Here is a 24,584-nt window from a genome sequence, read left to right as displayed (position 1 = left end):
GAATAGGACATATGTAAAAAGACAGCAGAAAATGGCTGTCTTTTTCTATAGGATTTCAAAATGTTTTAGTGCACTGACTATTCCATCTTTTTGTACAGAATCTGTTATGTAGTCAGCTATAGCTTTAACGTCATCTTTGGCATTACCCATCGCAACACCAGTACCAACATATTTCAACATCGAAATATCGTTTCCTCCATCACCAAAGGCCATGGCTTCCTCTTTGTTGAAATTGAAGTAATCCAATATCTTTTGAATACCTATATCTTTTCCACCATTACATGGAATAATGTCACAAGCTTTATCCCACCAACGAGCCACTTTTAATGTGGTTGTGTTTTCTAAAATCAATTCATCTTGATTTTCTGTAGCCGCAATCATCATTTGATAAATTTCTTCTTCCATAAAATTATTAAATTCATCAAGTACATGAACGTGTTGGTTGGCAATCATGAAATATTCTTCTAAGATTTCATCATCAAAATTACATCCCATCTTATTGATTCCGGCTAGAGTAACTGCTTTATTTAGTCTTTTTGCGTTTTCAACGAATGTTTCAATATCTTTCTTATCCATGGGATTCTTGTAAATCAATTCGTTAGGTGTGAAACAATAGGAGCCATTAAAAGAAAGTACTCCATCAAATTCGATGCCATGAAATTTTGGGACGACAAAAGGAGGTCTTCCCGTGGCTAAAAAAATTTTAATCCCTTTCTTTTTTACTTCATTCAGTGCAATAATCAATTCTTGGTGCATTTCCTTCTTGCCAAATTCTAAAAGTGTTCCATCAATATCAAAAAATAATATTTTAATCATAATCATTCTCCATTCTTTTACATTTTAGCATTATTTTGGAAAAATCATGAAAATTCTTGTATAATACAGAAATCAGGGAGGATATATATGAGTACATTTAAGCGTTTTTTACAATATTATAAACCATATAAAGGGATTTTCTTTATGGATCTATTTTGTGCACTTATTATGTGTATTGTTGATCTATCTTTTCCTTTGATTCTAAGTTATTGTACCGGAAAATTCTTTTTGAAATCATCGAATGAAATTTTAAAAGGAGTTCTTTTTTTAGGCATAGGTTTACTTATTATGTATGTAATACGAGCATTGTGTCGTTATTATGTGAGTTGTCAAGGCCATGTGATGGGAGCCAACATGGAAAGTGATATGCGTCAAGACTTATTCAATCAATACCAACGTTTATCTTTCTCTTATTATGATAAGCACAATACAGGGGTTATGATGTCTCGTGTCGTTTCAGACTTATTTGATATTTGTGAGTTTGCGCATCATGGACCTGAAAACTTATTTATTTCATTATTTAAAATTTTCGGATCCTTCATTATTTTAGCTACAATCTATTGGCCATTGGCATTGATTCTTTTAGCTGTGACAGTAGTGATGATGGTGTTTAGTTATTCACAAAATAAGAAGATGCGAAGAACCTTTATGGAAAACAGAAAGAAGATTGGTAGTGTGAATGCAAGTCTTCAAGATTCTTTGGGTGGTATTCGTGTTGTACAATCTTTTGCGAATGAGGATATTGAAATTGATAAATTTAACCATTCGAATATGGAATTTTTGGAATCTAAAAAAGACAATTATCGTGTTATGGGTACTTTTCAAGGTGGAAATAATTTCTTTCAAGGACTTTTATATGTCACAATCATTGTATTTGGTGGGCTGTTTATCGCAAATGGGGATTTAAATCCAATCGTACTTGCGACATTTGCCCTATATATTAATGTTTTTGTATCACCTATTGAAGTATTAGTTGAATTTACAGAAATGTTCCAAAAGGGGTTCTCTGGATTTAGACGTTTTGAAGAAGTTATGAATGAAATTCCTGAAATTCAAGATTCTAAAAATGCCAAGGATTTAAAAAATGTTTCTGGAAATATTGATTTTGATCATGTGTCTTTCCAATATAATGAGAATGAAAAGGTTATTGACGATGTAAATCTACATATTAAAGCAGGAGAAAAAATTGCTTTGGTTGGACCTAGTGGCTCTGGTAAGACTACACTTTGTTCATTGTTATCTCGTTTTTATGATGTCACAAATGGTTCTATTTGTATTGATGGTCAAAATATTAAAGATGTGACTTTAAAGTCACTTCGTTCAAATATTGGTTTGGTTCAACAAGATGTATATTTATTTACAGGAACGATTGAACAAAATATCGCTTATGGAAGACCAAACGCAAGCCATGAAGAAATCGTAAAGGCAGCTAAAAAAGCGAATATCCATGATTTTATAATGTCTTTACCTGAAGGGTACGATACTTTCTGTGGCGAAAGAGGTACGCGCTTATCCGGTGGTCAAAAACAACGTATTTCGATTGCACGTGTTTTCTTGAAGAATCCTAAGATTTTGATTTTGGATGAAGCGACAAGTGCTTTGGATAATGAGAGTGAGCGTATCATTCAAAAGAGTCTAGAAGATTTAAGTAAGGATCGTACATGTATTACAATTGCCCATCGTTTATCAACAATTCGTAATGCCGATGAAATTGTCGTAATTGATGCGACAGGCATGCATGAGCGCGGAACACATGATGAATTGATGAAATTAAATGGTACTTATGCGAAATATTATAAGCTTCAATTTGAGGGCTTAAATTAGCAGGCATGCAAATGTCTGCTTTTCTTGTATCTTTGAAAAAAAAGTGTTAAAATTTTGTCTGTAGATGAAAGCGTTTTTCGCTTGTTTTAGGAGGAATTTATCATGTTAAAAGGGATAGCAGCAAGTGCTGGTGTATCTGTAGCTAAAGTTTACAAATTGGAAACACCAAAAGTTGTTATTGAAAAAAAAGCTGGAGTAGCTGAAGAAGAAGTAAAAAAATTCGAGGATGCTCTAGAACAAACTAAAAAAGATATCGAAGGGGTAAAAGAAAGAGCAGCTAAGCGTTTAAGTGACGAAGAATTAGCTGTATTTGATGCTCACTTAATGATGGCTGGTGACCCTGAATTAGCTGGTCAAATTAAAGCCATGATCGAAAATGATGGCGTAAATGCTGAATATGCGACTGAACAAGTAGCTAATCAAATGGTTGAAATGTTCGAAAGCATGGATAATGATTATTTCCGTGAAAGAGCAGCTGATATTAAAGATGTTACTTTCCGTTTAAAATGTAACTTATTAGGATTAACAATTCCTGATTTAACAAGTATTGATGAAGATTCAATTATCGTTGCTCACGATTTGACTCCAAGTGATACAGCTCAGTTAAATGAATTTGTTAAGGGTTTCGCTACTGAAATCGGTGGAAAAACTTCTCACTCAGCTATCATGGCTAACTCATTGGAAATCCCTGCAGTTGTAGGATGCCCAGGTGTATGTGATGCATGTAAAACTGGTGATACTTTGGCATTAGATGCATTAGATGGTGTTGTTGAAATCAATCCTGATGAAGAAACAATTGCTAAATATGAAGCTAAAGCAGCTGCTTACTTAAAAGAAAAAGAAGAATTAAAAGTATTGAAGAACGAAAAATCTGTAACTACAGATGGACACGAAGTTGAACTTGCTGGTAACATTGGTGGATTCAAAGATGTTGAAGGTGTATTAACTAATGGTGGTGAAGGTGTCGGATTATTCCGTACAGAATTCTTATACATGGATTCAGATCACTTCCCAACAGAAGATGAACAATTCGAAGCATACAAACAAGTATTAGAAGGTATGCAAGGTAAAAAAGTTGTTGTTCGTACATTAGACATCGGTGGAGATAAACACTTATCTTACTATGAGTTCCCTCAAGAAATGAACCCATTCTTAGGATATCGTGCAATTCGTCTTTGCTTAAAAGAAACAGATATCTTCAAAACTCAATTACGTGCATTATGTCGTGCATCTGTTTATGGAAGACTTTGCATCATGTTCCCAATGATCGCAACTGTTAAAGAATTCCGTGACGCAAAAGCTATCTTTGAAGAAGTTAAGGCTGAATTAGTTGCTGAAGGTGTTGCAGTTAGTGACAGCATTGAAGTTGGTATGATGGTTGAAATTCCAGCTGCTGCAGTTCTTGCTGATCAATTCGCTAAATATGCAGATTTCTTCTCAATTGGTACAAATGACTTGATCCAATACTCAATGGCTGCTGACCGTATGTCTGAACACGTTTCTTACTTGTATCAACCATACAACCCAAGTGTATTACGTTTAGTTGCTAACACAATTAAAGGTGCCCACGAACACGGTAAATGGGTTGGTATGTGTGGAGCCATGGCTGGTGAACCACATGCAGTTCCTATTCTTTTAGGTTTAGGTCTTGATGAATTCTCAATGAGTGCTACTCAAATCTTAAAGGCTCGTAAAGTTGTTAAATCTTTAAGCTATGAAGAAATGCAAGGGTTAGCTCAAGAATGCTTAAATAAAGACACTGCTGATGAAGTTTTAGAAACAGTTAAAACTAAATTGGGTGAATAATTAGATTCGGGGTTCTATTGAACCCCCTTTTATTTTGTAGGGGGAATATATGAAGCTTATATGGAAATATTTAATGAAATATAAGAAATGGTTTTTGTTGGATTTTATAAGTGTATTCGGGTTTGCACTTGTAGAACTTGGAATTCCAACCATCATTTCAGATATGATCGATCATGGTATCGAAGCACAAGATACAGGCTATTTATATAGTCGTTTTGGAATTATGGCTTTCATTAGTGTAATCGGTGTAAGTGGAGTCGTACTACTTGGGTATTGCTGCTCAAAAATATCCACAAATATTACGCGTGATATTCGTAATGATGTTTTTAAGCATTCGCAATCTTTTTCGGCAGCTGAAATGGAAAAGTTTGGTGTATCCAGTATGATTACACGTACCAATAATGATGCCTATCAAATTATGTTATTTTTAAATGTCATCTTAAAATCCGCATTATTAACACCTGTTATGATGTGTGTTTCCGTTATGCTGATTTTACAAATATCTTTACAACTTTCTTATGTGGTCTTAGCTACAATTCCTGTTGTTATTTTAGGTGTGATCATTGTTGCCAAAGTGAGTGAACCATTGAGTGAGAATCAACAAAAGTCGATTGACCACATTAATCAAATTTTGCGTGAAAATATTACAGGTATTCGTGTGATCCGTTCTTTTAATAAACAGAATTATGAAAAGAAACGTTTCTCTAATGAAAATGATTTCTATCGAGATCAAAGTGCAAAGTTATTTAAATTAATGTCTTGTACAGAACCGTCTTTTTTCTTTTTGATGAATATCGCTACAGTCATTGTATATTATTTAAGTTGCACTTTATTAAACACAAATGCCATCACTTTAGGAAATGTAGTTGCCTTTGTTGAATATTTATTCCACGTTATGATGTCTGTATTGATATTCTGTATGGTATTTATGATGTATCCTAGAGCCAATGTATCGGCTAAGCGTATCATGGAAGTGTTGGATACAAAACCAAGTATTGTCAATGATAAAGATTGTATTTTATTGGATTCAATTGAAACGTTAAGTTTTAAAGATGTTAGTTTTTCTTATCCAAATGGTGAAGAAGCTGTTTTAAAGAATATTGACTTTTCATGTCATAAAGGACAAAAAATTGCGGTGATTGGCAGTACAGGATCTGGTAAGAGTACGTTAGTAAAATTGATGAACCGATTTTATGATGTAAGTCGTGGATCGATTGAAATCAATGGAAACGATATTCGTAAATATGATTTGGAAAGTTTACGTGCTCAAATTGGATATGTAGCTCAAAAGGCGCATATGTTTAAGGGGAGTATTCGTTCTAATATTTGTTTTGGAAAGCCTGAGGCTAGTGTTGAGGAAATGCATCATGCGGCTAGTGTTGCTCAGGTAAGTGACTTTATTTCTAAAAGGGAAAATGGGTACTTGGATGAAATTGCAGAGGATGGAACAAATATTTCGGGTGGACAGAAACAAAGGCTTTCGATTGCTCGTGTCATCTTAAAGAAGCCTTCCCTTTATATTTATGATGATAGTTTTAGTGCTTTAGATTTTAAAACGGATGCTACACTAAGAAAAGCCTTAAAACCAGAAGTGAAGAATGCGATCTTTTTTGTGGTTGCCCAAAGAATTTCAACAATCATGGATTCGGATATGATCATTGTCTTAGATGAAGGACAAATTATTGGATTAGGTACGCATTTAGAACTTTTAAAGAATTGTAGTGTGTACCAAGAAATTGCTCATTCGCAATTGACACAAAAGGAGTTGGATGATTATGAAAGAAACTAAGAAAATGAAGTTTAGTGAATGCTTATCCCATCTTTTTGTGTTTATAAAGCCATATCGCTTTAAATTGTTGTTTGGAATTTTAATGGTCATCACAGCTCAGGTAACATTCGCATTAAATCCTACTGTTGAAGGTATGATCACAACCCAGCTTGCATCCGATATTTCTTCGCATCAGCCAATTCAGATAGATAAAGTTGTACATATTTTATGTATCTTATTTACAATCTATATTGTAAAGACGATATCCCAATTTTTAATGGCCATCTTTATGACGGATGCGATTCAAAAAACGATGTTTGATGTACGTAATGCGATAGAAGATAAAATTCATCATTTACCAGTATCTTATTTTGATCAAGAAAAAACGGGAGAGTTATTATCACGTATCACAAATGATGTGGATACATTATCGAATGCGCTGCAACAAACTTTATCACGAGTGATTTCGGCAGTCTGTACATTTACTTTTGTATTATTTATGATGTTTAGAATCAATGTACTAATGACGTGTATTATTTTAGTGGCTTTACCTGTTATCGCACTTCTTTCAAAATTTGTAGTGAAAAAATCACAGCCTCTATTTGATGATCAACAAAATACATTGGCTGATTTAAATGGTACAATCAATGAATTGTATGATGGATATAATGAGATTCTTTCTTATAATCAACAAGAACATGCTCTAAAACGCTTTGAAAAAGATAATGAGAGAATGCGTGTATCTAGTTTTAAAGCACAATTTGTATCAAGTTTGATCAACCCATTATGTTCTTTGATTACCTATTTAAGTATTGGATGTGCTAGTCTTGTTGGATGTCTTCAAGTGTTAAATGGAACTATCGCATTAGGTCAACTACAAGCCTTTATTCGTTATATCTGGCAAATTAATGATCCGATTTCACAAATATCTCAATTATCAAGTGCTGTACAATCTGCCTTTAGTGCGATGTCTCGTTTATTTACTTTCTTAAATCAACCAATTGAAGAGGATGTTGTATCCAAATGTCAAATTGATGAAGTACGTACTATTGAATTTGAGCATGTACAATTTGGATATGATGACAATCTACTTATGAAAGATGTAAATATTGATGTACATCAAGGTCAAACCATCGCAATCGTAGGTCCTACAGGAGCCGGTAAGACGACATTGACAAACTTATTGTTGCGTTTCTATGACGTAAAGGGTGGAAGTATTAAAATCAATGGTATCGATATTCGTGAATTGTCATATCATGATTTAAGAAAACTTTTTGCGTTAGTACTACAAGATACATGGTTATTTGAGGGTAGTATTGAACAAAATATTGCGTATGGAAATGAAAAAGCATTAAAAAATGAAATCGTGGAAGCCGCAAAACAAGCTAATGTCCATCACTTTATACGTACTTTAACCGATGGCTATGATACTTTGATCAATGAAGAAGGTAGCAATGTTTCTCAAGGTGAAAAACAATTATTGACAATTGCACGTGCTCTATTAAAGAATCCGGAAGTCTTAATTTTAGATGAAGCTACGAGTAGTGTAGATACAAGACTTGAAAGACGTCTTCAAGGTGCAATGGATCGAGTTATGGAAAATCGTACTTGTTTTGTGATTGCACACCGTTTATCTACAATTATCAATGCAGATAAGATTTTAGTTCTTGAACATGGGGATATCGTTGAACAAGGTAATCATGAAGAATTGTTAAATAAGAATGGAGTTTATGCTAGGTTGTATAATGCTCAATTCGCAAAATAAAGAGTCTGATCAGTTCAGACTTTTTTTGATGCCTTTGGCAATGGCTGTCGCAATATTTTTTGTATGATTTTTAAGATAATATAAATCGGAATCATCCGATATAAAGCCAGCTTCAATTAATATGGCATCCACTTTGTTGTTTTTGACAACATACAAAGGTGTTTCATTTGTATCTAATAAGCCTCGATTGGTTGAATAATCGAATTGATCAAGTTGCTTAAGAATGGAGTTGGACACTTTCAAAGTGTTCTTGTTGTTGAAATCACAATAAATTTCATATCCATTGGCTTCATATTCACTTGAATTTAAATGTATGGATACAAAGAGATCGACATTCTTTTTCTTTGCTAAATCACAACGTGCTTGTAAATCCTTCTTATTATTGCTTGGCCAAGAAACAGAATCACTTGTACGTGTATATACAACGTTGTAGCCATAGGATTTGAGTTGTTTTCCAACAAGTAAAGCGATATCTAAATTGATGTCTTTTTCATAATCACCATAAAAACTTTCAGCTCCTACATCATATCCTCCATGACCAGCATCGATCATAATGGTTTCTTTTGTGCTTTTGGCAGAAATGTTTATATTTGTTTCATTGAGAAATGTAAAGGTGCATCCTATACAAAAAATCAATAAGAGTGATATTAATAATTTTTTCATGGGCTTATTAAAACATGTAATCCTTAAATGTTTCTTAAATTACTGTCCCTTAAAATTAAGTTAAAACTGTATATTTTAAAGGATACAGTAAAATGCTAATATAAGGACAAGTTTTTAAAGGAGAAATGATTATGACAAATGAAACGACAAAAAGAATCGCAAAAACTGCTTTAATGATCGCATTGATCTTTGTATGTACATTTACAATTAAGCTTCCAAATCCAGCAACTGGAGGATATACACATATGGGAGATTGTATGGCATTTTTAGCTGTACTTTATTTAGGTAAAAAGGATGGTGCTTTAGCTGCAGGATTAGGTGCAGCATTAAGTGATTTATTAACAGGAGCCATGATTTGGGTACTTCCAACTTTTATCTTTAAATTCATCATGGGATATATCATGGGTGTTGTACTTGAAAAGGGAAATAATGAAAAACTAGATTGGATTGTTGGAGCTAGTCTTGGTGGTTTGTGTCAATGTTTCGCATATACATTATTTAAGATTCCTTTATTTACTGCAGCAGTCGCATTTGCGTCTATACCTAGACTTTTAGCTCAAACGATTATGGGACTTGTTATTTATGCGATCGTTGCGAATGTTTTGGCTAAATCTAAAGTGCTATCTTTACAAGGAGTTGTCGCATGAAAAAAATCGATGCACATGCACATTTAGGCTATATTGGTGGATGGGCCAATGTAAAAATGGATGTTGATGAATTGATTTCATTGATGGATACATATGAAATTGAAACGACAATGATTTGTGTTTTGGATAATGAAGTAGCTTACAAGGCTATGCAAAAATATACAGGTCGTATTGAAGGGTGTGTCTATGTGAATCCTTTAGAGCCAGATTGTTTGGATTTGATTGATAAATATGTAAAGCTTGGCTTTAAAGCTATTAAACTACAACCATTACGCCATGCTTATTGTGCGGATAGTGAAATTGTGGATCCTATATTAGATAAGGCTGAAGAATATGGTATTCCTGTTTGTATTCATTCAGGCCATCCACCTTATTCACTTCCTTGGCAAATTGGATTGTTAGCGGAAAGACATCCCAACTGTAAGGTATTAATGATTCATATGGGTCATGGTCATGGAGTTTATATTGATGCAGCATTAAAAATGGCTCGACGGTATCCAAATATTTACTTAGAAATGTCGGGTATGCCTATGCATACAAAAATCAAGGAAGCCTATGATACGGTTGGACATGATCGAATAATGTTTGGAACGGATACTCCTTTCCATCATCCTACAGTTGAGATGCAAAAAGTATTAATGTGTGGCGTTGATGAACAGGGCTTAGAAGATATTTTCTATAATAACGCAAAGAAATTTTTTGATGTATAGACAAAACTAGTAACGGGTAAACCTCATCAATTTACCCGCTTTTTTTTATGCCTTCTATTTAACTATGGGGAGTGTTTTGGAGGTTTGTGTGAGGATGGTTTGTCCAAGCTGTAAAAAGAGAAGACCTTCATCGAAAGCACCTACATCTAAGAACATCTGTGATTACATCTCGAACGCCTAAGAACAAAGAGACTTTATACGTTTCTTTGTTTTTTTTGTGCTTCAACACGCGTAAATTTAGTCATTTTTGTCGAAATGACCAAATTGAACCGGAAAATCACTAAATTGAAATTGTTGTCAGCAAGAAACTTCGGAAGTTGTTAGTTTCATGAAGTTTGAACAAATCTTTTTCTTAAAAGAAGCTGTTAGTTTCATGAAAACAGTTATAAAGCGATATAGGTTTTTACAAGTTTTTATTGGTAATATGATGGTGTTACAAGTTTTTTGTATGAAAATTAAACACGATATATTTCCTCTCTATAAACCACTTATCTTTTGTGTTAAAATAAATTAATAAATCGGAGTTTGGAGGAGAAAAGGATGAAATACTTATACTTGCATGGATTGGGGCAAAATGCTGATAGTTGGAATCAGGTGACAAGAGCAGCAGAAGAGTTGGATAATAGTGTATGCGTGGATTTGGCAAAAATGGTCAAAGGCAAAAAAGTAACATATTCCACACTCTACTCTACTTTTTCAGAAATGTGTGATTCAGAAAATGAAGGCATCACTTTGTGTGGACTCTCTTTGGGCGGTGTATTGGCTCTTAACTATGCGATAGACCATCCACAAAAAGTAAAGGCATTAGTTTTGATTGCAGCACAGTATAAGATGCCGGTGAGATTATTAAAACTGCAAAATGCACTGTTTCGCTTTATGCCGCAGTCAATGTTTCAACAAACTGGCTTTGAAAAATATGATTTTATAAGGCTGTGCAACACTATGATGGAACTGGATTTTAGTGATTCCTTAAACCAAGTTTCCTGTCCGGTATTGGTCATTTGTGGAGAAAAAGACAAAGCAAACAAAAAAGCGTCAATCGAACTTGCACATAGTCTGAAATATTCCCAATTCAAAGAAATTCCAGAAACAGGTCATGAAGTAAATTTGGAGTCTCCAGAAAAATTAGCGTCGCTATTGCAGGAGTTTTACAACAGTATCTGACAGATTCAAGTTTGATAAGGAGGGACTTTACATGAAAAAGAGTATATCAAGGATTATCGGTTTGACAATGTTGATTATAGCTATTGTATTTATAATGTTTGCATTGAATCATCCAGAAAAGAGTTTCCCTTGGAGTAATACAATTACTTGGTTACTGTATGGTGTATATTTTCTTGTGACAGTAGTGCTGCTTATTGCTCCTAAGATAAAGAAGTGAAAAATTCCAGCTTTTAAAAGAAAAAATCAGAAATTTGGCGAAGGAGTGTGAATGGATGAAAAAGAAAATGATTCTATCAATAGCGTTTCTGATCAGTTTATTACCAATGTTATTTAACCAATATGGTGGATTAAAAGGTGTACAGGAAATTACCGGCTTGATAAATCTGCTCAATCCTATTGGAATGGTGTCTGTCATTTTGTTTGTTTTAGGAGTATGGTTTCCCTTCAAGAAGCGAGGTATTAGTAAAGGTTTAGGCGCATTAGGCACGATTGGGATTGTGGTTTCCGAAATATATAAATTCCTCACTTGGCATACATTGACTGTCACCGGTGAAGTCAGTTTACAGAATAGCATTCGATTAGCATTCCCCGAGTTTTACATAGGATTGACCATTTCTTTGGTAATGGTGATTGCTTATTTTGTGATTGACAAGTAACCTTGGCATAAAGATAACTTCCAGTTTGTCGATGTATAGACAAAACTAGTAACGGGTAAACCTCATCAATTTACTCGCTTTTTTTTATGCCTTCTATTTAACTATGGGGAGTGTTTTGGAGGTTTCTGTGAGGATGGTTTGTCCAAGTTGTAAAAAGAGAAGACCTTCATCAAAAGCACCAGCATCTAAGAACATCTGTTATTATATCTCGAATGCATAGAACAAAGAGACTTAATGTTTCTTTGTTTTTTTATGTTTACTCAGAGAATACTCTAAACAAACACGAGAAGGAGTCTTTGTAGTCTAATTCTAGACTGTGTTACCCGTTTTTAGTTTCACCGTTTCAAGTGAGTATTACCCGTTCTTACTTTAACGGTTTGTGTTTTGTCTCGCTAAATGCACGGCTTAGTTTAACATCGACCTGCGGGCAGAATTTGCTAAATGCACGGCTTAGTTTCTATATGCACGTTATAGTTTAACGATGACATTGAATTAGGATAGTTTGATATCCTAATTTTTTTCTTTACAAGTGATATATACTGTTATACACTGTTATACACTGTTATATAGAAGGTGATACAATGATTATTATCAATAATAGTTCAATGATTCCTATTTATGAACAGATTGTGAATCAAGTGAAACAAAATATTGTGGATGGTAAGTTAAAAGAAGGAGATGCTTTACCGAGTGTTCGTGGTCTATCAAAAGATTTAAAAATATCGGCTTTAACTGTTAAAAAAGCATATGACATTTTAGAAGCGGATGGCTTATGTAGAACGGTTCAAGGTAAGGGTTCGTTTGTGTTGGGGGCAAATCCTGGCTTGGTACATGAGCAGCGTGTAGTTGAAATCCAAAAGGATTTAGAGATGGTACTTGATAAAGCGAAATCTTACGATTTGTCAAAAGAAGAAATCAAAGATTTATTTGATATCTTGATGGAGGAATAAGAATATGCGGTTTGTAAAGACATATAATGATTTTAAATTGGATTGTAAACTTGAATTAAAGCCAGGAACAATAACGGCTTTGATTGGTTGTAATGGCTCTGGCAAGACCACTTTGTTTAAATTGTATCTTGGTTTGATTGAAGATGATGATAAACATACAAATCAAGTGAATAAAGAAGAAATTGGTGTTGTGTGGAATGATTCGAGTTTTAGTTTGGTTTTAAATGTTCTTGAAATTAAAAAGATTCTAATGTATTCCTATAAACATTTTGATTGCGATTATTTTGATTTTATGCTTTCTCGATTTGAATTGGATCCAAAGAAACCATTAAAAGAATATTCTACAGGTATGCTTTCAAAACTGAAGATCATTATTGCAACAAGTCTTCATGCGAAAACTTTATTGTTGGATGAGCCAACGAGTGGTTTAGATGTGATTGCACGAAATGAAGTATTAGATTTGTTGCGGGATTATATGGAACAAAATGAAGAGACTTCTATACTAATTAGTTCACATATCGCAAGTGATTTAGAGGGTTTGTGTGATGAATTCTATTTCATTGAAAAAGGAAAGATTATTCTTTGTGAACAAGATTTAGAATCTTATGCACTATTAAAGGGTGCTGATGAAACTGTGGATTTAAGCTATGCATTAAAAAAGATAGGCATGACGTATCTTACAAATGAAAGACAATTTTATGTAGAAAACTATCCAAATCTAGTCATTGAAAAAGCACATATTGATGATTTGATGGAATATATGATCAAGGGGGAAACTGTATGAAGGGATTGTTAGTCAAAGATTTCTTGTTGATGATGAAAAGTAAGAAAGTCATATTGTTTATGTTGTTCATTGGAATCATTGGTGGGATAAATGATATTTCATTTGCGACAGGCTATATTTTGATGGTTCTTGCGATATTAAGCTTATCTACAATTTCGTATGATGAAGCCAATCACGGCTTAAAGACTTTGTTTACGTTACCTATTTCTAAATCAGATTATGTGAAAGAAAAATATTTGTTTTCTTTGATGATTACAGGGATTGGTTTTGTGTTTGTCACAATATTAGGTTGTTTTAGTAAAAGTGGCTTCATGGAAACACTTATAATCTTATCAACAGCTTTGTTGTTGTTAGCTCTATCTTTGCCGTTTCAATTAAAGGAAGGCAACGAAAAAGGAAGAATTGTATTGTTTGTGGTTGTGTTTGGATGTACCTTCTTATTCGCCTTCTTAAATCAATTTATTCCTAAATTCTTTGAATCTATAGAATCTGTATTGAATACATTAGATCCTATTATGTTTAGTGTAAGTTTATTGATTACAAGTTTTGTTCTATATTTTTTTTCTATGATGATTTCAATTCGAGTATACAAAAACCGTGTTCTTGATTAATTCACAAGTTTACCTACAATGTGATTGATGATATTCGCAATTTCTTCACAAGATTTTATACATCCTGCATCGATCCATTGTTGGATGGTTGCCAAAGATCCAAAAAGAATGTAGTTTTTGATGTATGGATCGTTTTGTGAGACTTGTTCAAGTTGATTGTTGATGGAATCGAGTGCTAGAACTTGTTTAGGAAATTCATTGTCGACATTGCATTCAAAAAAGATTTTGATGGTTTCTTTATTGGATTTTAAAAATTGGAGTAATTGGATAAAAGAAGTTTCTTTTGGTTGATCATTTAATTGTTCATTGATCAATTGAATAACTTCTTGCTCCATTTCTTTAATGACATCATATTGACTGCCATAATACTTATAGAAGGTTGAACGATTGATATCGGCCTTTTCACATAAGCTAGAAATGGTAATCTTATTGATGTCTTTTTCTTTTAAGCATTCGAATAAAGCTAGACGAATGAATCTTTTCGTCATTTGTATTTTTCTGTTCATAATCAACACCTGTTGCTTTCGTAACAATATGTTAAAATCAGTCGATTGAAAAATCAAGAGATAATTTTTTATAATTAACTCAAATGGAGGGCTTTTTATGCTTCAATGTAAAAATATTATGAAAGATTATGTTTCAGGAGATGAAATTGTACATGCGTTAAAAGGTGTATCACTTTCTTTTCGTGAACATGAATTTGTTTCAATACTTGGACAGAGTGGATGTGGTAAGACTACATTTCTAAATATTATTGGTGGTTTAGATCATTATACTTCTGGTGATTTAATTATCAATGGAAAAAGTACAAAGGATTATAGTGATAAAGACTGGGATACATATCGTAATCATCAGGTTGGTTTTGTGTTTCAATCTTATAATCTGATCATGCATCAAAGTGTTTTAAGTAATGTAGAGTTAGCTTTAACACTAACGGGAGTAAATAAGGAAGAGAGAAGAAAAAGAGCAATAGATGCTTTAAATAAGGTTGGACTTTCGGATCAAATTCATAAAAAGCCAACCCAGATGTCGGGTGGACAAATGCAGCGTGTGGCGATTGCCCGTGCTATTGTCAATAATCCAGATATTATTTTGGCCGATGAGCCAACCGGTGCTTTAGATAGTGCAACAAGTGTGCAAATTATGGAGATCTTAAAGGAAATCTCAAAAGATAAGCTTGTCATTATGGTTACTCATAATCCGCAATTGGCAGATGAATATTCGAGTCGAATTATACGTTTAAAGGATGGTACTTTAGTATCGGATTCCAATCCTTTTAATGAAACAGAAACCGATGTGGATACGAGTGTATTAAAAAGACCGGGCATGTCTTTTAAAATGGCTTGTTCATTAAGTTTAAATAATTTAATGACAAAAAAGGCACGTACATTTTTAACCTCTTTTGCCGGAAGCATTGGCATTATTGGAATCGCGTTGATTATGTCGTTGTCGCATGGTATGCAGTCGTATATTGATCAAATGGAAAATGATACAATGGCCAGTTATCCGATTGAGATTCAATCAAGTTCGAGTGATATGTCTACATTGATGACAACGATGATGGGCATGAAGAAAAAGACAGAAGAACATAAGGGTTCTAAAATCTATTCTCGTCCTTATGTGGAGGATGTATTAGAATCTTTATCGAGTTCAAAGAAGAATAATCTATCGGCTTTTAAATCGTATATTGAAAGTAATAAGGGAAAAGAATTTAGAAAGACAGCGAAAGCAATTGAGTATGATTATAATCTAAATCTTCAGGTTTATAATGAAAATACCGATTCAGGTTTAGTGCAAGTATCGCCAAATGGTTTATTAGATAAATTAGGCATGTCGGATATGATGTCTCTGCAATCCCAATTTATGGATTCAAGCTCAATGACCAATGATCAAGTGTGGCTTTCTTTACCCGAATCGAAAAAGCTTCGAGATGATGAATATCAGCTTGTCGAAGGTAAGTGGCCAACAAACTATAATGAGGTGGTTTTAGAGGTTGATGAAAATAATGAGATAACAGATTATGCACTGTATTCTTTGGGATTGTTAGATCAGGATGAATTGGTTAAGAATTATCAAAAGATTTTAAATGGAGAGACGGATAAGATTTCAAAGACAAATCTAAAATCTTATAGTGTGGATGATATCTTGAATTTGAAGTTTAGATTGGTTCTAAATAGTGATTTATATCAAAAGGTAAATGGTTTATGGATCAACCAAAGTGAAAATGAATCGTATATGAAGGATGTTGTTTCGAAGAGTCCTGAAATTAAGGTGGTTGGAATTATTAAGCCAAGTGAATCTACCGTTTCACAACCAACAATGGGTGGTGTGTATTATACAAAGGCTATGGAAGAGTATGTAACTTCCAAAACGGAGAATGCTCAAATTGTAAAAGAACAAAAGGCAAATCCAAATATCAATATTTTTACACAGACTGAGTTTGCTTCAGGTCAAAAGATGAGTATGTCAAATCTTACAAATGAGCAGATGATGCAGCTTTCTAGTATGTCGCAAGAAGAATTGATGAATTACATGAATACGTATAATGAAAATATCAATGCGACGTATGATTCGAATTTGACTAAACTTGGTGTTGTAGATTATTCAACTCCGACAAAGATTTCTTTATATGCATCAAGTTTTGATGGAAAAGAAAAATTGGGTGATTTGATTACTTCTTATAATAAGAAGCAGATAAAGAGCAATGTGATCACATATAATGATTTTATTGGTACGATGTTAAGTTCAGTAACAAGTGTTGTAAATATCATTAGTTATGTTTTGATTGCCTTTGTATCTGTATCACTCATTGTATCTAGTATTATGATTGGTATCATTACGTATATTTCAGTATTGGAGCGTACAAAAGAGATTGGTATCTTACGCTCCATTGGTGCTAGTAAGAAAGATATTACGCGTGTATTTAATGCAGAAACATTCATTATTGGATTGACTAGTGGTGTATTAGGTATATTAATTACTTTAGTATTGAATGTTCCAATTAGTGTGGTCGTTGAGAATATGACAGGTGTTTCGCATATTGCCAAGTTACCAGTCAATGGAGCTGTATTCTTGATTTTCATTGATTTAGTATTAACGATTCTTGCAGGATTGATTCCATCCAAGATTGCAAGTAAAAAAGATCCTGTAGAGGCGTTAAGAAGTGAGTAATCACTTCTTTTTTGGTATAATACCTGCGAGGTGATTTCATGATTCGAAAAGGAACGATTGAAGATGCAGAAATATTATCTAAGGTAGAAGCAACTTGTTTTTTGCCCAATGAAGCAGCGACTTCAAAAGAGATTCAAGAAAGATTAAATGTATATGCGAATCATTTTCTTTTGTTATTTGAAGAAGATCGATTGATTAGTTTTATCGATGGTTTTTGTACAAACCAAAGAGATTTAACGGATGAAATGTATAGTGATGCCTCGATGCATGATGAAGATGGTGACTGGCAAATGATATTTGGATTAAATACATTGCCGGATTATCAAAGAAAGGGTTATGCCACTAAGATTATGAATGCGATGATTGATATGGCTAGACAAGAAAAGCGAAAAGGATTAGTGTTAACTTGTAAAGATAGATTGGTGCCTTACTATAGTAAGTTTGGATTTAAAAATGAGGGTGTATCCTCAAGTGTTCATGGTGGTGTAGTTTGGTATCAGATGCGATTGGAGTTTTAAGTATGAATATAATAAATATGGTGAAGAAATATCAGAAGAAAAAAGCGAAAAAAGCCGCAAAAGAAGAATTGAAACAAATGATTCCTACGTTAAGAAGTGCATTGAATGAAGTGACTTCTGGTTTGGATGAATTAAATGGTCTTCTTAAAAAGATTACGCGTTCATGAAGTCTAAGATTTATTTAGCTATCGATTTAAAGTCTTTCTATGCTTCTTGCGAATGTGTTTCTAGAGGATTGGATCCTTTAACTACAAATTTAGTTGTTGCGGATGCTTCTAGAACAGAGAAGACCATATGTTTGGCTGTATCGCCTTCTTTAAAGCAGTACGGAATTGGTGGAAGGTGTCGTTTGTTTGAGGTGCATCAAAAGGTAAGAGACGTGAATGCCAAAAGGAAAAAGGGGTTTTTGCGTTTTGATGGTAAATCGAGTGATGATGAAATTTTAAAGCAGAATCCTAGATTTGAAGTCGACTTTTTAATTGCACCTCCTAGAATGAAATACTATTTGGATATTAGCACACAAATTTATAATATTTATTTGAAGTATGTTTCAAGTCAGGATATTCATGTGTATTCCATTGATGAAGTGTTTATTGATGCGACGCCATATTTAAATACGTATCGTTTAACGCCAAAAGAATTCGCGATGAAAATGATTTTAGATATTTATGAGACAACCGGTATCACGGCTACGGCAGGTATTGGTACGAATTTATATCTTGCCAAAGTGGCAATGGATATTGTGGCCAAACATAAAGATCCAGATGAAAATGGCGTTCGTGTTGCGGCTTTAAATGAATATAGGTATCGTAAATTGTTGTGGAATCATAAGCCTTTGACTGATTTTTGGCGTGTTGGTAAAGGATATGAGAAAAGATTGCATAAACTAGGTGTTGATACAATGGGTAAGCTTTGTGCCTTTAGCTTAGAACATGAGGATGTTTTGTTTAAAACATTTGGTGTAAATGCCGAACTATTGATTGATCATGCCTGGGGATATGAGCCTTGTACAATGGAAGATATTAAGGCGTATAAACCGGAAAAGAATAGTATAGGTTCGGGTCAGGTCTTATCTTGTGGATATGAAAAAGAAAAGGCTAAGATTTTAGTAAAGGAAATGGTGGAATCTTTAGCTTTAAGTTTGGTTGATAAGCAATTGGTGACAAATAAAGTGGTTCTTACAATTGGTTATGAAACAAATGAAGCATATACAGGCGAAACAATGGTTGATTTTTATGGGAGAGTCTTGCCGAAAAGCCTAAATAAAATTGTTCATTTGCCTCAAAAGACAAATGCGAATTCAATTCTAATTCAAAATATATTGGATGTATATGATCGGTTTGTGGATTCTAGTTTATTGGTGCGAAGAATCAATGTGGCGGCTATTGAAGTGATAGATGAAAAGAATCGTGGTTTTGAACAGGTGGATTTATTTTCAAATGTGGATGAAGAAGAATTAAAGAAGGAAAATGATCTTCAAAAGGTGACTTTAAAAATAAAGAATAAGTATGGCAAAAATTCAATCTTAAAGGGAACGGATTTTGAAAAGGGAGCTAAGGCCAAAGAGCGAAATGAGCAGATTGGAGGGCATAAGGCATAATGGATGAACGATGGTATACAATGGAACGTCCAACAAGCAAGTATCCAAAGATGTCTATGTCAGATCGTGCTTCTCAATTTGCACCTTTTGCGGCTTTAACGGGTCATAAAGAGGCGGTATTGGAGCAACAAAGAATAACGCAGGCGAAACGTATTTTATCAAATGAAGAAAAGCTTGAAATCAATGAAAAGATTGTTGAGATGGTGAAATTGAAATCAAAATGTAGAATCACTTATTTTGAAAAGGATCAGAAAAAGTCTGGTGGAAAATATCATACAGCTACATATACTTTTAAAAGGTTGGATGAATTGAATAAAACTTTAATTTTTAAAGAAAATGTACAAATTCAAATTGATGATATCGTAGACATAGAATTATTGGGACAGTGATGTTCCTTTTTCTTTTCGAAAATAAAAAAACAGCACATTGTGCTGCCTAATAGAGATTGCATTCATAATTTAAAACAATTGTATTGTTGTCTTGTGAAGTTTATGCCTTTCAATCGTTTTAAATAGAATACTTGTTACTGGAAAGATGATATCTTTTATTATGGGATATCGAACATGAGTATCAGATAAAAATCTTCTGAATACATTTATAATTATAATTACAGTATAGAGTTTTGTCTTATGATAAATAGTCAAAAAATATAGATATATTATCATTTTTGGTTTATATTTAGTTTATGGAAAATAAATTGCACATTTTAAACGGATATACGGATGAATTGTTCCCAGTAAATATCTGTGTTGTTAGAAAATATAGTGATTTACCGATTGGTAGTGGCTTTAAGTCTTTGCATTGGCATGAAGATTTGCAGTTTGTACTTTGCACTAAGGGTTATGTCAATTACCAGGTAAATGGAATTGAGTACAAACTTAAAGAAAAAGAGGCATTATTTATTAATAAAGGTGCTTTGCATATGTCAAATGATATGAGTGAGGATGGAGAATATGTGACACTTACTTTTCCTGAAGAATTACTTTTTTTCTTTAAAGAGAGTCGAATGAAATATAAGTATGTATGGCCTTATACGCGTATGGATTTTTTAAGGTGTTATGAAATCAAGGAAGAAAATGAAATTATTTCATATTTGTATGATATTTATAATATTTATTTAAATGGTTCGGATATGTTTGAATATGATGTTTCTATTTTGATCACCATGATTTGGAGAGATTTGGTGAAAAGTTTATCTAAAATTGATTTTATACCAAACAAAAAAGATGTTGAAAGACAAGAACGAGTACAAGTGATGCTTGTATATATTCATACGCATTATGCAGATGAATTATCTTTAAAGGATATTGCAGATGCAGGGATGATGAGCATTGCGCAATGTAATCGCTGTTTCAATAAGATGTTAAATGTAACGCCATATGAGTATTTAATTCAGTATCGATTACAGAAGGCAACTAATTTATTGAAGGATGCAACGTTGAATGTAACAGAAATATCTGAGATTGTCGGTTTTAATAATGTGACACATTTTATTCAGGCGTTTAAAAAGGTATATGGCATATCGCCAAAGAAATATCGAATGATGGAGGATCAAGATGAAAAGGGCAGTTGAAGAAATCTTAAAGTTTAATGAGGAAAGAGATTGGGATCAATTTCATAATCCCGAAAATTTGGCTAAATCCATTAGTATTGAGGCAGGAGAATTGTTGGAATGCTTTCAATGGAATAATGAATATGATAAGCAACATGTTTGTGAAGAATTGGCGGATGTGATGAATTATTGTATTTTAATGGCAAATAAGCTGGGGGTGGATATGGAAGAGATTTTATTGATGAAATTAGAACAAAATAAAAAGAAATATCCTGTAGAAAAGTGTAAAGCATCTTCTAAAAAGTACACAGAACTGATAAAATAAGGGTATGTTAGATGTCGAGCGATTACAATTCTTAGATTTATATAGTTTTGAACTACGATTGGATTATTTTGAGAAGATTCTAGAATATACGAGTTCTTCTTATTCTTTTTATTGGTTAGAGGCCATATTAAATCTAATGATTTATAAGGATACAATTGAATTTGATGAAATCTTGGATGAAATGATTTCTTTAGCCTATGAAGATGTGGTAGAAAAAGGGTATCACTTGGGTCCGTTGATTCATCAAAAGCGTACAAACGCATTGGAAAATGCGATTTTAAGCATTCAAAAGTATTTGCCTGAAAATTGTTCGAAACAAGAAATTATTATTTGTGTGAAACAACATGATGAAGATTTAAAAGAATATAAGAAGCTTTTGATCATGCAGACACCATATCGTTTATTATCGAGCTTTTTGGTGGATGTAGGTGGTAATGATCCAATTTGGAATCGGCCTAAGGATATTATAGAAACAATTAAAGATTATAATGAAAAATATAGACTTCCATATATCATTGAAAATGACAGGGGTCTTAAAAGAAGAGTTATTGTTCAACCAGAATGGAGAGATTTCTTAATGACGAATTATCGTGTCATTATGGAATGGGTCCATGATGAAAAAATCAAGTATCTAGAAAAACGTAAGATTGAAGAAAGTGCATCTTAGGATGTACTTTTTCTTTTGGTTAAAATAAAAAAGCCTATTGCTAGACTTAATTTTGTTTGTGTTTTAAATACAAAGCATAAATTAATTTTGCGATTCCTATAGAGATAAAAAATGTTCCTAATTTTTCTAACATTATAAAGATTTGTCCTTTCTTAATATATATTACATTGTTTGTCGGACAGAGAAAATAGAATTTTAAGATATAAATAAGATATAATCTGTATAAAAAATAAAAAACTCCTTTATGTAAAGGAGTAATTGTCAGATGGTAGCGCGTACGGGATTCGAACCCGTGATACAGCCTTGAGAGGGCTGTGGCTTAACCGCTTGCCGAACGCGCCATGTGCTTAAGTATTATAGCACAAAATAAAAGAGAAGTATAGACTTCTCTTACAATTCTGCAATCAAATCGCATAAGTTTTTATAGGCTTTTTGAAAAGATTCTAGGTTTAATTTTTCTTCTGGAGTGTGACAACCTTCGGCAATAGGACCGTATGTGATGATATCTAAATCTGGAATCAATCCTTTTAGAATACCGGTTTCCATACCGCCGTGTGATGCTTCTGTTTCCATTTCTACACCTTGTCTTTTTAAGATTTCTTTTAATGTATCTCTTAATGGACTGTTAGCTTCATAGTTCCAGCCACAGAAGTTTGTGTCTTCATGTTCAGATGCATTGCATAACTGTGCAATCATATTGACTTTATTTCCTAATTCATCTTTCATAGATTCTAATGGGGAACGAATGCAGAAAGCACATTTCACAACATTGTCTTCTGTTCTTAATTTACCTAAATTAAGAGAAGCTAGAGTTAATCCTTCAATGGCCATCGATTTATGCTGCAAACCATTTGGTAGTAAGTAGTATAGTGTAATCAACTCATTTGTATCTTTTGAAGTAAAGGCTTTAGTAGCTTTTTCTGTTTCTTCCAATTGAATGTCGAGTTTACTATCACTAAATTCAAATTCTGTTTTTAGATCTTTTACGATAGAATCAATATTTGGTTTAATGTCTGAAACGAAAGTAGCTTCTGCTTCTCTAGGAATCGCATTTTCTTTTAGACCACCATTTACGGATACAATTTGAATATCTTTTAATGTTTGTAGAACTCGAAATAAGATTTTAATGGAGTTACCCTTTTCTTGATCAATGCAAGCACCTGAATGCCCTCCATCTAATCCTTTGACAATAAGTTTATAGGTTGGTTTATTTACTTCTTCAAACATGCATGTTTTATCGACATAGGCATAGCGACCACCACTTGTTGTGGTACAAGTACTAATTTCACCACCACCATCTAAACCAATCATCTTTTTGGCATTGAAGTATTCTTTCTTTAAATTAATAGATCCTAATAGACCTACTTCTTCTTGTACAGTAAATACACATTCTAGATTTGGATGCTTTAGAGTATCATCACTAAGAATGGCCAACATGTAGCTCACTCCAAATCCATCATCGGCACCTAATGTTGTTCCTTTCGCTTTTAACCATCCATCTTCAACATATAAATTTAAAGCATCGGTTTCAAAGTCAAAATCGTCATCCTTGTTTTTTTCACATACCATGTCCATATGCGCTTGTAACATAACTGTATCGTGATTTTCATAGCCTGGTGTGGCATCTTTATAAATAATCACATTGTTCATGTCATCACGAACATATTTAAAATCATGTTCTTTCGCAAAATTCTCTACATAGTCTGCGATTTTTTCTTCATGAAAAGATCCATGAGGAATTTTTGAGATTTCTTCAAAATATTTGAAGATTGCAACATTTTCATCTAATACACTCATTGTTTGTACCTCCACTTGATTAAAGTTTAGTATAGTACAAAAAATGAGAGACGCAAGTCCCTCACTATTGAATATTGATATATCTTGTTTCTTCTTCATGCTTTACAGGTTTTGTAGGCAATAAGATAAATAATTCACCATTGTCAAAACGAGCTTTGATATCCTCTTGTTTGTAGCCTTCACCAATATAGAAAGAACGAGAATAAGTTCCAGTAAATCTTTCTTGACGAAGCACACGCGTATCTTCTTTGTTGATATTACGAGTTGCTGTGATCTTTAGATATCCATCTTTCAATTCAATTTGAATATTTTCTTTTTGGATGCCACAAACCTCCATGCAGATTTGATAATATCCATCTTTTTCATAAATGTCTGTTCTTAATACAGTATTTGCATCTTGTTTTTTAGTATCATTGAAAAAGTCATCAAAATAATTTGGGTAATAGCGCATATTGAATCCTCCTTAGCACTTATATCATTTAACTGCTAATATCATAATACAAATGTTTGGCACAGTCAAGAGACGAGTGCTAGATTTTGCTATAGATAATTTATGACAACTACGATCCAAGCATGGCGTAATTTTCTTTTTTCGCATTTGATTTTTCATGGCTTGAGTGCATATTTACGACAAATTTTTATTCTTGAAATAGTGAGTGCTCATTATAGTAAAATTCTGATTTTGCTTTACACGAAAAACTTGTACCATTAGCTCACTTCCTTTTTAAACTGAAAAGACACATTTAATAAAACAGGATATAGACATCATTAATGTCAAATAGACTTGTAG

General features: G+C 33.2%; 25 protein-coding genes and 1 tRNA gene. 20 read left to right on the top strand and 6 right to left on the bottom strand.

Annotated features, from left to right (window positions below):
* Positions 1 to 45 precede the first annotated feature (45 nt).
* Positions 46 to 816: a Cof-type HAD-IIB family hydrolase gene (locus EUBIFOR_RS01555; RefSeq protein ID WP_244264140.1), complete on the bottom strand. Its 771-nt coding sequence runs from the start codon at positions 814 to 816 to the stop codon at positions 46 to 48.
* An 87-nt stretch (positions 817 to 903) separates the two neighbouring features.
* Here EUBIFOR_RS01555 and EUBIFOR_RS01550 point away from each other — a divergent pair, with 87 nt between their 5' ends.
* The 4 genes from EUBIFOR_RS01550 (at position 904) to EUBIFOR_RS01535 (ending at position 7,979) form a co-directional block, all read left to right on the top strand.
* Positions 904 to 2,640, top strand: coding sequence for an ABC transporter ATP-binding protein (locus EUBIFOR_RS01550; protein ID WP_003864134.1), 1,737 nt, complete (start codon positions 904 to 906; stop codon positions 2,638 to 2,640).
* Positions 2,641 to 2,742: 102 nt separating this feature from the next.
* Positions 2,743 to 4,446, top strand: coding sequence for a phosphoenolpyruvate--protein phosphotransferase (gene ptsP / locus EUBIFOR_RS01545; protein WP_003864133.1), 1,704 nt, complete (start codon positions 2,743 to 2,745; stop codon positions 4,444 to 4,446).
* A 49-nt stretch (positions 4,447 to 4,495) separates the two neighbouring features.
* Positions 4,496 to 6,235 (top strand): ABC transporter ATP-binding protein, encoded by a 1,740-nt coding sequence (locus tag EUBIFOR_RS01540; RefSeq protein WP_003864132.1) that lies wholly within the window; start codon positions 4,496 to 4,498, stop codon positions 6,233 to 6,235.
* Positions 6,216 to 7,979: an ABC transporter ATP-binding protein gene (locus EUBIFOR_RS01535; RefSeq protein WP_003864131.1), complete on the top strand. Its 1,764-nt coding sequence runs from the start codon at positions 6,216 to 6,218 to the stop codon at positions 7,977 to 7,979. Before EUBIFOR_RS01540 ends, EUBIFOR_RS01535 begins: the two co-directional genes overlap by 20 nt.
* A gap of 9 nt (positions 7,980 to 7,988) precedes the next feature.
* Here the strand turns inward: EUBIFOR_RS01535 and EUBIFOR_RS01530 are convergent, their stop codons facing one another.
* Positions 7,989 to 8,531: an N-acetylmuramoyl-L-alanine amidase gene (locus EUBIFOR_RS01530; protein WP_050755921.1), complete on the bottom strand. Its 543-nt coding sequence runs from the start codon at positions 8,529 to 8,531 to the stop codon at positions 7,989 to 7,991.
* Between the two features lie 242 nt (positions 8,532 to 8,773).
* On the opposite strand from EUBIFOR_RS01530, the gene EUBIFOR_RS01525 reads away from it, so the two are divergent.
* The 8 genes from EUBIFOR_RS01525 to EUBIFOR_RS01485 all read left to right on the top strand — a co-directional run bounded on the left by EUBIFOR_RS01525 (position 8,774) and on the right by EUBIFOR_RS01485 (position 14,164).
* A complete protein-coding gene (locus EUBIFOR_RS01525) occupies positions 8,774 to 9,289 on the top strand; it encodes an ECF transporter S component (protein WP_040466030.1) in 516 nt (171 codons plus the stop codon).
* Positions 9,286 to 9,999, top strand: a complete 714-nt coding sequence (locus tag EUBIFOR_RS01520) for an amidohydrolase family protein (RefSeq protein WP_003864128.1) — start codon at positions 9,286 to 9,288, stop codon at positions 9,997 to 9,999. The genes EUBIFOR_RS01525 and EUBIFOR_RS01520 overlap by 4 nt, the downstream gene beginning before the upstream one ends.
* A 540-nt stretch (positions 10,000 to 10,539) precedes the next feature.
* Positions 10,540 to 11,163 carry an alpha/beta fold hydrolase gene (locus tag EUBIFOR_RS01510; protein WP_003864126.1) on the top strand — a complete coding sequence of 208 codons (624 nt, stop codon included), beginning with the start codon at positions 10,540 to 10,542 and terminating at the stop codon, positions 11,161 to 11,163.
* Between the two features lie 31 nt (positions 11,164 to 11,194).
* Entirely contained in the window at positions 11,195 to 11,380 is a 186-nt protein-coding gene (locus tag EUBIFOR_RS01505; protein WP_003864125.1) for a hypothetical protein, read from the top strand.
* A gap of 55 nt (positions 11,381 to 11,435) precedes the next feature.
* On the top strand, positions 11,436 to 11,819 hold the full coding sequence (locus tag EUBIFOR_RS01500; RefSeq protein ID WP_003864124.1) for a hypothetical protein: 384 nt from the start codon (positions 11,436 to 11,438) through the stop codon (positions 11,817 to 11,819).
* Between the two features lie 581 nt (positions 11,820 to 12,400).
* Positions 12,401 to 12,769 carry a GntR family transcriptional regulator gene (locus tag EUBIFOR_RS01495; RefSeq protein ID WP_003864123.1) on the top strand — a complete coding sequence of 123 codons (369 nt, stop codon included), beginning with the start codon at positions 12,401 to 12,403 and terminating at the stop codon, positions 12,767 to 12,769.
* A gap of 4 nt (positions 12,770 to 12,773) precedes the next feature.
* A complete protein-coding gene (locus EUBIFOR_RS01490; RefSeq protein WP_003864122.1) occupies positions 12,774 to 13,553 on the top strand; it encodes an ATP-binding cassette domain-containing protein in 780 nt (259 codons plus the stop codon).
* Complete coding sequence (locus EUBIFOR_RS01485; protein WP_003864121.1) at positions 13,550 to 14,164, top strand: ABC-2 transporter permease; 615 nt, start codon at positions 13,550 to 13,552, stop codon at positions 14,162 to 14,164. Before EUBIFOR_RS01490 ends, EUBIFOR_RS01485 begins: the two co-directional genes overlap by 4 nt.
* On the opposite strand, the gene EUBIFOR_RS01480 is transcribed toward EUBIFOR_RS01485, so the two are convergent.
* Positions 14,161 to 14,670 carry a TetR/AcrR family transcriptional regulator gene (locus EUBIFOR_RS01480; protein WP_003864120.1) on the bottom strand — a complete coding sequence of 170 codons (510 nt, stop codon included), beginning with the start codon at positions 14,668 to 14,670 and terminating at the stop codon, positions 14,161 to 14,163. The two genes, EUBIFOR_RS01485 and EUBIFOR_RS01480, sit on opposite strands and share 4 nt — an antisense overlap.
* Before the next feature lie 97 nt (positions 14,671 to 14,767).
* On the opposite strand from EUBIFOR_RS01480, the gene EUBIFOR_RS01475 reads away from it, so the two are divergent.
* From EUBIFOR_RS01475 to EUBIFOR_RS01445, 8 genes are all read left to right on the top strand, one after another.
* Positions 14,768 to 17,335, top strand: a complete 2,568-nt coding sequence (locus EUBIFOR_RS01475; RefSeq protein WP_003864119.1) for an ABC transporter ATP-binding protein/permease — start codon at positions 14,768 to 14,770, stop codon at positions 17,333 to 17,335.
* A gap of 38 nt (positions 17,336 to 17,373) precedes the next feature.
* Positions 17,374 to 17,853: a GNAT family N-acetyltransferase gene (locus EUBIFOR_RS01470; RefSeq protein ID WP_003864118.1), complete on the top strand. Its 480-nt coding sequence runs from the start codon at positions 17,374 to 17,376 to the stop codon at positions 17,851 to 17,853.
* Positions 17,854 to 17,855: 2 nt separating this feature from the next.
* Positions 17,856 to 18,020 carry a hypothetical protein gene (locus tag EUBIFOR_RS12625; RefSeq protein WP_003864117.1) on the top strand — a complete coding sequence of 55 codons (165 nt, stop codon included), beginning with the start codon at positions 17,856 to 17,858 and terminating at the stop codon, positions 18,018 to 18,020.
* The gene (locus EUBIFOR_RS01465; RefSeq protein ID WP_003864116.1) at positions 18,017 to 19,453 is read left to right on the top strand and encodes a Y-family DNA polymerase; all 1,437 of its coding nucleotides are present in this window, start codon (positions 18,017 to 18,019) and stop codon (positions 19,451 to 19,453) included. Before EUBIFOR_RS12625 ends, EUBIFOR_RS01465 begins: the two co-directional genes overlap by 4 nt.
* Positions 19,453 to 19,842, top strand: coding sequence for a YolD-like family protein (locus EUBIFOR_RS01460; protein WP_003864115.1), 390 nt, complete (start codon positions 19,453 to 19,455; stop codon positions 19,840 to 19,842). The genes EUBIFOR_RS01465 and EUBIFOR_RS01460 overlap by 1 nt, the downstream gene beginning before the upstream one ends.
* 296 nt (positions 19,843 to 20,138) lie before the next feature.
* Positions 20,139 to 21,026: a helix-turn-helix domain-containing protein gene (locus EUBIFOR_RS01455; RefSeq protein WP_003864114.1), complete on the top strand. Its 888-nt coding sequence runs from the start codon at positions 20,139 to 20,141 to the stop codon at positions 21,024 to 21,026.
* Positions 21,010 to 21,330 (top strand): nucleotide pyrophosphohydrolase, encoded by a 321-nt coding sequence (locus EUBIFOR_RS01450; protein ID WP_003864113.1) that lies wholly within the window; start codon positions 21,010 to 21,012, stop codon positions 21,328 to 21,330. The genes EUBIFOR_RS01455 and EUBIFOR_RS01450 overlap by 17 nt, the downstream gene beginning before the upstream one ends.
* 4 nt (positions 21,331 to 21,334) lie before the next feature.
* A complete protein-coding gene (locus EUBIFOR_RS01445) occupies positions 21,335 to 21,997 on the top strand; it encodes a hypothetical protein (protein ID WP_003864112.1) in 663 nt (220 codons plus the stop codon).
* 266 nt (positions 21,998 to 22,263) lie between these two features.
* On the opposite strand, the gene EUBIFOR_RS01440 is transcribed toward EUBIFOR_RS01445, so the two are convergent.
* The 3 genes from EUBIFOR_RS01440 to EUBIFOR_RS01430 all read right to left on the bottom strand — a co-directional run bounded on the left by EUBIFOR_RS01440 (position 22,264) and on the right by EUBIFOR_RS01430 (position 24,245).
* Positions 22,264 to 22,338, bottom strand: a tRNA-Glu gene (locus EUBIFOR_RS01440).
* A 49-nt stretch (positions 22,339 to 22,387) separates the two neighbouring features.
* Positions 22,388 to 23,794 carry a beta-Ala-His dipeptidase gene (gene pepD / locus EUBIFOR_RS01435; protein ID WP_040466029.1) on the bottom strand — a complete coding sequence of 469 codons (1,407 nt, stop codon included), beginning with the start codon at positions 23,792 to 23,794 and terminating at the stop codon, positions 22,388 to 22,390.
* A gap of 64 nt (positions 23,795 to 23,858) precedes the next feature.
* Entirely contained in the window at positions 23,859 to 24,245 is a 387-nt protein-coding gene (locus tag EUBIFOR_RS01430) for an Hsp20/alpha crystallin family protein (RefSeq protein WP_003864110.1), read from the bottom strand.
* Positions 24,246 to 24,584 lie beyond the last annotated feature (339 nt).

The organism is Holdemanella biformis DSM 3989, from assembly GCF_000156655.1.
Lineage (GTDB): Bacteria > Bacillota_I > Bacilli_A > Erysipelotrichales > Erysipelotrichaceae > Holdemanella > Holdemanella biformis.
The sequence above is the reverse complement of the archived record's forward strand: the minus strand, read 5'-3'. Positions and strand labels throughout refer to the sequence as shown.